Raw genomic sequence first — 288 nt, 5'->3', positions numbered from 1 at the left:
CAAAAACGTTATACGATTTGAATTCTTTCTCCATATAATCAAACATCAATGCTTTCTTCGGATGGTCCGTTTTATTGAGACTGCAAAGGATAAACTCGTTGGAGTAGACCTCATCATCTCCGCCTTGTTCGGATTCCATCTCCCGTTTACGAGTTGGTTTTCGATATTCTCCTCGGATCATCGTCACCATCGTATCAAATTCATAAACAGTATGAGCGAACATCTTCCCCACGATTTCGAGCATGTACTCTTTCCAATCTTCCGTTGTATCTGCCCGTAATCCTTCGA

The 288-nt window shown here is 41.7% G+C and carries 1 protein-coding gene; it reads right to left on the bottom strand.

The genetic code is table 11. The annotated features are described in order from the left end of the window. On the bottom strand, nucleotides 1-288 hold a 288-nt coding region (locus RYX56_RS21865), incomplete at both ends, for a DUF4317 family protein (RefSeq protein WP_317124053.1).

Source organism: Alkalihalophilus lindianensis (genome assembly GCF_032843265.1).
GTDB lineage: Bacteria > Bacillota > Bacilli > Bacillales > Bacillaceae_D > Alkalihalophilus > Alkalihalophilus lindianensis.
Note: the sequence above shows the minus strand (reverse complement) of the source record. Positions and strands in the feature narration are given on the sequence as shown.